General features: G+C 54.7%; 7 protein-coding genes. 2 read left to right on the top strand and 5 right to left on the bottom strand.

The genetic code is table 11. The annotated features are described in order from the left end of the window. Together AAG834_RS10335 and tsaD are read left to right on the top strand one after the other, a co-directional pair. Window positions 1-578, top strand: a 578-nt coding sequence (locus AAG834_RS10335; RefSeq protein ID WP_342032071.1) for a TonB-dependent receptor domain-containing protein, incomplete at its 5' end; no start/stop codon positions are given. A gap of 142 nt (window positions 579-720) precedes the next feature. After that, on the top strand, window positions 721-1,782 hold the full coding sequence (tsaD, locus tag AAG834_RS10330) for a tRNA (adenosine(37)-N6)-threonylcarbamoyltransferase complex transferase subunit TsaD (RefSeq protein WP_049230099.1): 1,062 nt from the start codon (window positions 721-723) through the stop codon (window positions 1,780-1,782). Window positions 1,783-1,867: 85 nt separating this feature from the next. Here tsaD and AAG834_RS10325 read toward each other — a convergent pair whose 3' ends face one another. The 5 genes from AAG834_RS10325 to AAG834_RS10305 all read right to left on the bottom strand — a co-directional run bounded on the left by AAG834_RS10325 (window position 1,868) and on the right by AAG834_RS10305 (window position 6,403). Next, window positions 1,868-2,857 carry a phosphatidate cytidylyltransferase gene (locus AAG834_RS10325; RefSeq protein ID WP_342032070.1) on the bottom strand — a complete coding sequence of 330 codons (990 nt, stop codon included), beginning with the start codon at window positions 2,855-2,857 and terminating at the stop codon, window positions 1,868-1,870. Next, on the bottom strand, window positions 2,854-3,564 hold the full coding sequence (locus AAG834_RS10320; RefSeq protein ID WP_342032069.1) for a lysophospholipid acyltransferase family protein: 711 nt from the start codon (window positions 3,562-3,564) through the stop codon (window positions 2,854-2,856). The genes AAG834_RS10325 and AAG834_RS10320 overlap by 4 nt, the downstream gene beginning before the upstream one ends. Window positions 3,565-3,568: 4 nt before the next feature. Then, window positions 3,569-3,943, bottom strand: a complete 375-nt coding sequence (locus tag AAG834_RS10315; protein WP_342032068.1) for a hypothetical protein — start codon at window positions 3,941-3,943, stop codon at window positions 3,569-3,571. Between the two features lie 67 nt (window positions 3,944-4,010). Next, complete coding sequence (locus tag AAG834_RS10310) at window positions 4,011-4,832, bottom strand: CPBP family intramembrane glutamic endopeptidase (protein WP_342032067.1); 822 nt, start codon at window positions 4,830-4,832, stop codon at window positions 4,011-4,013. A 134-nt stretch (window positions 4,833-4,966) separates the two neighbouring features. Next, window positions 4,967-6,403, bottom strand: a complete 1,437-nt coding sequence (locus AAG834_RS10305; RefSeq protein ID WP_342032066.1) for a phosphatase PAP2/dual specificity phosphatase family protein — start codon at window positions 6,401-6,403, stop codon at window positions 4,967-4,969. Window position 6,404: the final 1 nt, after the last annotated feature.

Here is a 6,404-nt window from a genome sequence, read left to right as displayed (position 1 = left end):
TCATCGTCTATCGTTGGGCAAAAATCAACAACAACACCGCCTCCATCACCGAACGCGGCAAGATTTACAACGGCGGCACGCTCAAAACCTACGGCTACGAACTTGACGCATCCTACCGCTGGGGCGGCCTGACCGCGCGCGCCGGCGTGTCCTACGTCAAACCGCGTCTGAACGGCGAAATGTACTACGGCGAAAGCCCGATTCAAGCGGAAGACCACGAAAGCTCGTTCACCTTCTGGAACACCGGCCGCCAATGGCTGACCGGCCTGTCTTACCAGTTTGAAAACCCCAAACTCGAAATCGGCTGGCGCGGCCGCTACGCCCAAAGCGTGAAATACACCGATGTCGCCCGCGGACAAGGCACGATACACGGCAAGAAATCAGGCTACGGCGTACACGACATCTACGCCAACTGGCAGCCGCTGAAAAAAGACAATCTGAACGTCAACTTCGCCGTCAACAACATCGGCAACAAGCAATACCGTTCGCACAGCCAACGCTTCCCCGACGGCAACGGACGCGTGCCCTTCTACGAGCGCGGCCGCGAGTTTGCCTTGGGCGTGAATTACCGCTTCTGATAGACACGTTGACAAAAGGTCGTCTGAAACCTGATTTTGGGTTTCAGACGACCTTTTCGTTATAGCAAACCTGCAATGAACTGCGAACTTAGCCCGAAATCCGTTAAAATACCGCATTCTTATTTTCAGACGACCTCAAACCATGTTGGTACTCGGAATCGAATCATCCTGCGATGAAACGGGCGTTGCGCTTTACGACACCGAACGCGGCCTGTTGGCGCACCATCTTCACACCCAAATGGCGATGCACGCCGAATACGGCGGCGTTGTCCCCGAACTTGCCAGCCGCGACCACATCCGCCGCGTCGTGCCGCTGACGCAGGGCTGTTTGCGGGAAGCGGGCGTTTCCTATGACGACATCGATGCCGTCGCCTACACCCAAGGGCCTGGCTTGGGCGGCGCGCTTCTGGCGGGTTCTGGCTACGCCAACGCCTTGGCGTTTGCCTTGAACAAACCCGTCATTCCTATCCACCATCTCGAAGGCCATTTGCTCTCCCCGCTTTTGGCGGACGACAAACCAGAATTTCCGTTCGTCGCCCTGCTGGTTTCGGGCGGGCATACGCAGTTTATGGCGGTGCGCGGCATCGGCGACTACACGCTGATGGGCGAAAGCGTCGATGACGCGGCGGGCGAAGCGTTCGACAAAACCGCCAAACTCTTAGGGCTGCCCTACCCCGGCGGCGCGAAGCTGTCCGAACTCGCAAAGCTGGGCAAACCCGATGCCTTCTCGTTCCCGCGCCCCATGCTCCATTCGCACGATTTGCAGATGAGCTTCTCCGGTTTGAAAACCGCCGTGCTGACCGCCGTCGAAAAAGTCCGCGCCGAAAACGATGGCGAAATTCCCGAGCAAACGCGCAACGACATCTGCCGCGCGTTTCAAGACGCGGTGATTGACGTCCTCGCCGCCAAAGCCAAAAAAGCCTTGTTGGATACCGGCTTCAGAACTTTGGTCGTCGCGGGCGGCGTCGGTGCAAACTGGAAGCTGCGCGACGAATTTTCCCGCTTGAGCGTCAAAAAGCCGTCTGAAAAAGGCAAACCCAAGCCTAAGGAAGAAAAAATCAAAGTCTGCTTCCCGCCTATGGAATACTGCACCGACAACGGCGCGATGATTGCCTTCGCCGGTGCGATGAGGTTGCAGGAGCGGCAGCCCGTAGGCGCGTTCAACGTCAAACCGCGCTGGCCGCTGTCGGATATTGTGAAATAGTGTGTAACAAAGACAAAAGGTCGTCTGAAAACGGTTTTCGGACGACCTTTTTGCATGGCTTTAAGTAGAACGATCAACAGCAGATTCAACCGTTCCAGTAATACCGGACAATGTGGAAGAACACTGGAGCGGCGAAGCAGATGGAATCCACGCGGTCGAGCATACCGCCGTGGCCGCGTATCATGTTGCCCCAGTCTTTAACGCCGTAGTCGCGTTTGATGGCGGACATCACCAGCCCGCCGAAGAAACCCATCAGGCAGATGACAAAACCGATAGCGGCGGCTTGGCCGTGGCTAAACGGCGTAATCGGCGACAGCAGCGCGGCGAGCGCGGTGGCAGACAAAATGCCGCCGACCGTGCCGGATATGGTTTTAGACGGAGAAAGCGACGGCATGATTTTGGCACCGCCGACCAGTTTGCCCCAAACGTATTGCAACACGTCCGAAGCCTGCACCACGAAAATCAGAAACATCAGCAACAGGATATTGCCGCTGCTGTCGAAATCGTCCAAGTTCAGGAACATCAGGGCGGGAACGTGTGAAAGGCAGAAGATGCAGATCATCGACATCCACTGCGTTTTGGCGGCGCGCTCGAGGAAATGGGCGGTTTGCCCGCTCAGGCTGGCGATAATCGGCAACACCAAAAATCCGTACACGGGGATGAAAATGCTGAACATGCCGTACCAGCCGTCATAGACGAAATAATATTGCACCGGCAGCAGCAGGTAGAAACACACCACCATGCTGTAATAATCGCTGCGGCGGCGATAGACGAGGGTCATAAATTCGCGCAAGGCGGCAAATGAAATCAGGAAAAACAGCGCCACCGTCCCCGTTTTGCCGAACCAAAATGCGACCAGCAGCACCAGCGTCATCAGCCACCAAGCGTAAATGCGGGCGTTGAGGTTGGAGATGGTGGCATTGTCTGCACCATTTTTGCGTTTCAGCCATTGCCCGACGACGCTGGCGAAAATCAATATGGCAAAGACGCCGGTAAAGATATAGCCTGCCTGCGGGGTCAGATGGGTGGCGGCTTGTTCGGTAATGATTTGGCCGGACGTGTTAACAAAGCTCACGATGCAGCTCCTTTGTTTTGTTGAGACTCGTTGCACTCGTTTTGGCGAAACTCGTTACACTCGTTTTCAGACGACCTCAACGCCAGCAAAGCTTCGCGGGTGCGTGTCAGGAAAGTGTCTTTGTCTTCATCTTCGCGCAGGATCAGCGGTTCGCCGATGTGGACTTCACACAACAACGGCACGGGCAGCACTTTGCCTTTGGGCAGGACGCGGTTGATGTTGTCTATCCATATCGGCACAAACTCGGTGTCGGGCTTGCTTTTTGCCAGATGGTAAATGCCTGATTTGAAAGGGAGCAGAATTTCATTTTCGTCCGTATTGCGAGTGCCTTCGGGGAAGATAATCAGCGAATCGCCCACTTGGAGCGCGTGGTTCATCTGCTCGGTAATCGACTGCGGATTGTCGCTGTGGCGCGGAATCAAGAGCGCGTTGAAGACGTTTTGGATGATGAAACGCTTGAGTTTGTTGGTCAGCCAGTAATCCGAGCCGGCAACGGGACGCGTCGAAAGCCGCCAGCGGCGCGGCAGGGAAATCCACACCAGCAAAAAATCGCCGTGGCTGCCGTGATTGGCGTAATACACTTTCTGCTGCGGATTGAACGCCAGTTCGCGCGGGCTTTTGGGGCGGACGCCGGTAAGGAAGGATACCGACAGGCACAATGCTTGGTCGGTCAGCCATGCAAGTTGTTTTTTAAGAAAATTTTTCATGACATCAGAGGATTTGGATAAGGAAAACTGCTGATTGTGCCGCAGTCAGGTAAAGGCTTTTGCGCCACAAGGCAATCGCGCCCGCCACACGTTCCGGCATGAAGGGGTCGTCTGAAACACGGCGCAAGCCGGTTTGCCGCAGGGTTTGGTCGAAGGCTTCGGGCGTATAGCTGCCATCAGCAAAATCTTGGAACACGCGGCGGTCGAATTCGATGCGGATGTGGTAGTACAACAACGTCGCCGCCAAAACAAGCTGCACCGCCGACCACACGCCGCCGCGTTGCGCGGACAAAACGAATAGCAAGACGTTGAACACGGCGGTATAGCGGGCAGTGGCAAGCAGGCGGGCGGTAATCAGGCTGTCAGTGGAATTGTCCATTCACATTCCTTTTTGGTATGGAAACCGTCATTCGGGGCATATCATGTCCAAGGGTCGTCTGAATTTGTTATCGGGATGGAACAGGCTTACCTAAAAACAAATTCTTTTCTGCAATTAAAATATAAATGGCTACTGCCGACAAAATGGTCGTCTGAATAACCTTGCTGTCGGGGTGGGTGGCGAAAATATCATTACCCAGATTAGCGCACAGGTGGAATATCGTCGCCACGGCGATGCTGCGCCCGCTTTTGGCGTACAACCAGTTCATCAATAGGACGAAGACGAACATGCTGACCACGAAATTAACCGTGTAGAGTGCGCCTTCGGAAACGATTTGGCTGTGGTAATAGCCTTTGACGAAGGCAAGCGGCATGTGCCAAAACGCCCAATACACGGCAAATAGCAAGGATGCGACAAACAGGCTTCTGCGTGCCGTGAGCGCGTCGGTGCCATAGCTGTGCCACGCCAACTCTTCGGCAACAGGCGCAATGAGGAGCATGAACCATGGCGACAGCAAGGCGGACGTAAATGACGGATGTCCCGAAATGTGAAACTGCGCCCAACTGTGTCCGAAAGCGATGGAAATGAGTTGCGCCAGCACCAAGGTAACCGGACCGAGCAGTGCGGCAGCGAGCAGGTATCGCTTGGGAAAACCTGTCAGGCGGAACAAGCGGTGTTTCGCGTCCGTCCATAATTTGGGCTGTTTGTACAACAGAAACGCTGCCACGAGCATGGGGGCGAACAGTCCGGCCAGTCCTAACGTGGCCTGTGCCCACTGGTACTCAACAGCATCAGGGCGGTGGCTGATGTAGGCGGCAGCAAACCATAACGTCCACGGAATCAGCAGGGATAAAGTGTAAAACGTAACGGGGCGGTAGCTTTTAGTCATAAGTTTCCCTCCTTACTTTGGGTGCGGTACATATGAGTCGTCGTATCGTGAATTTACTTTAAACTAGGACTGCATTGCCTTGCACAAGCTCAAAGAGAATGATTTGCTCAGCTTGGGCTTTTCATCTACTTATCTTAGCTATCTCGATTAGCGTCGCGGAAACTCGCTTCGTTCATTTTCAGACTGCCTGCCGCCGCTTCTACTGCTTTTGCCGTTTTCGGTGGCAACACCATCTGCGGGCGAGCCTGTTTCAGTTCTGCCGTTGCCTGTGCCAAATCCCGACAGCCACCGTAAACCAGCAGCCAAGTAAGCACCACCGCCGCGCTGCGTCCGTAGCCCAGCGCGCAACAGGTCAGAACCTTGCCGTGTTGCCGGCGCAATGCTTCCAGCAACGAAGCCGCCTGCATCAAATCGTTTTCAGACGGCGCAACCATGTCCAATAACGACAGAACGCGGTATGCGCCGCGATAACGGGGGCGGGGATATTCGGCGCATACGTCCAATACGGCTGGGAGGTCGTCTGAAATTGCTGATACGCAGCCAATCAACACATCATCACGAACCCGCGCCGTCTTCGCCTTGCCGCGCAGCCAATAAGCCATGTTCAGTCGAACGCCCGCCAGATAAGGTAGCAGCAAAACCGTTGCCGCCGCCGACAATCTGCCGTCTGCCTGTTTTTGGAATACCGCCGCGTTGCCGGTCAGATAGGCGAAAGCGGCCACCAATAAAGATACGCTGACCCACAACATCCACAACCACGCACCGCTGAAAAAGGACGGCAGTGCCGACAATACCGCGCCCGCCAGATACAGCATGGCGATTTTGATTTCGCGGGAACGTGTTGCGGGGGGAGTTTTGGCTTCGCGGAAACTTGCTTCGCTCGTTCTAGTGAAACTCACTGTGTTCGTTTTAGCTTCGCAGAAACTCGCTTCGCTCGTTTTCAGACGGCCTTGAGTACCAAAAGGTCGTCTGAAAGGCGATACGCCGTGTTGCGGTATTGCCCACAACACCAGCCAACCCAGCAGCGCGCCGGTCGGTACGTCGATAAAATGGTGTTGGTAAGTTGTCAGCACCGACAAAGCAATCAGGCTTTGCCACAGCAAAATCGGCAAGCGGATTTTGGGAAACCGCGTCCAATAAAACGCACCGACAATGATAGACAGCGCGATATGCAGCGACGGAGATTGGTTGTACGGCAAATCAAATGCGACCAATGAATCAAACATCACGCCCCACAGCCCGTCGGTAGGCGGCTTCGGCCAGCCGAAATGCAACGGGAACAACATAAAGCAAGTAGTGGCGACAATTTGCGCCGATACCAACCTTGCAACATAGCGGTTTTGTTCACGCGTATCTTGACAAAGGAAAAACGCCGCCGCATACATCAGGTTCAACGACCAATAAGGTAAAATTGTCCATTCCCAAAACGGAATGTTACGTTCCCACGCAAAAGCGATTTCCGGCACATAAGCCAGCGATGCCGCGTAATAGTTGGACAAAGTGTAGCTGGCATAAAAAAGTATGCCGACCAAAGCGAGTTTGAGTAGAGAAGTTTTCAGCGTAGGTTTCATA

The sequence above is a fragment of the Neisseria sp. Marseille-Q2251 genome (assembly GCF_940793045.1).
Lineage (GTDB): Bacteria > Pseudomonadota > Gammaproteobacteria > Burkholderiales > Neisseriaceae > Neisseria.
The sequence above is the reverse complement of the archived record's forward strand: the minus strand, read 5'-3'. Positions and strand labels throughout refer to the sequence as shown.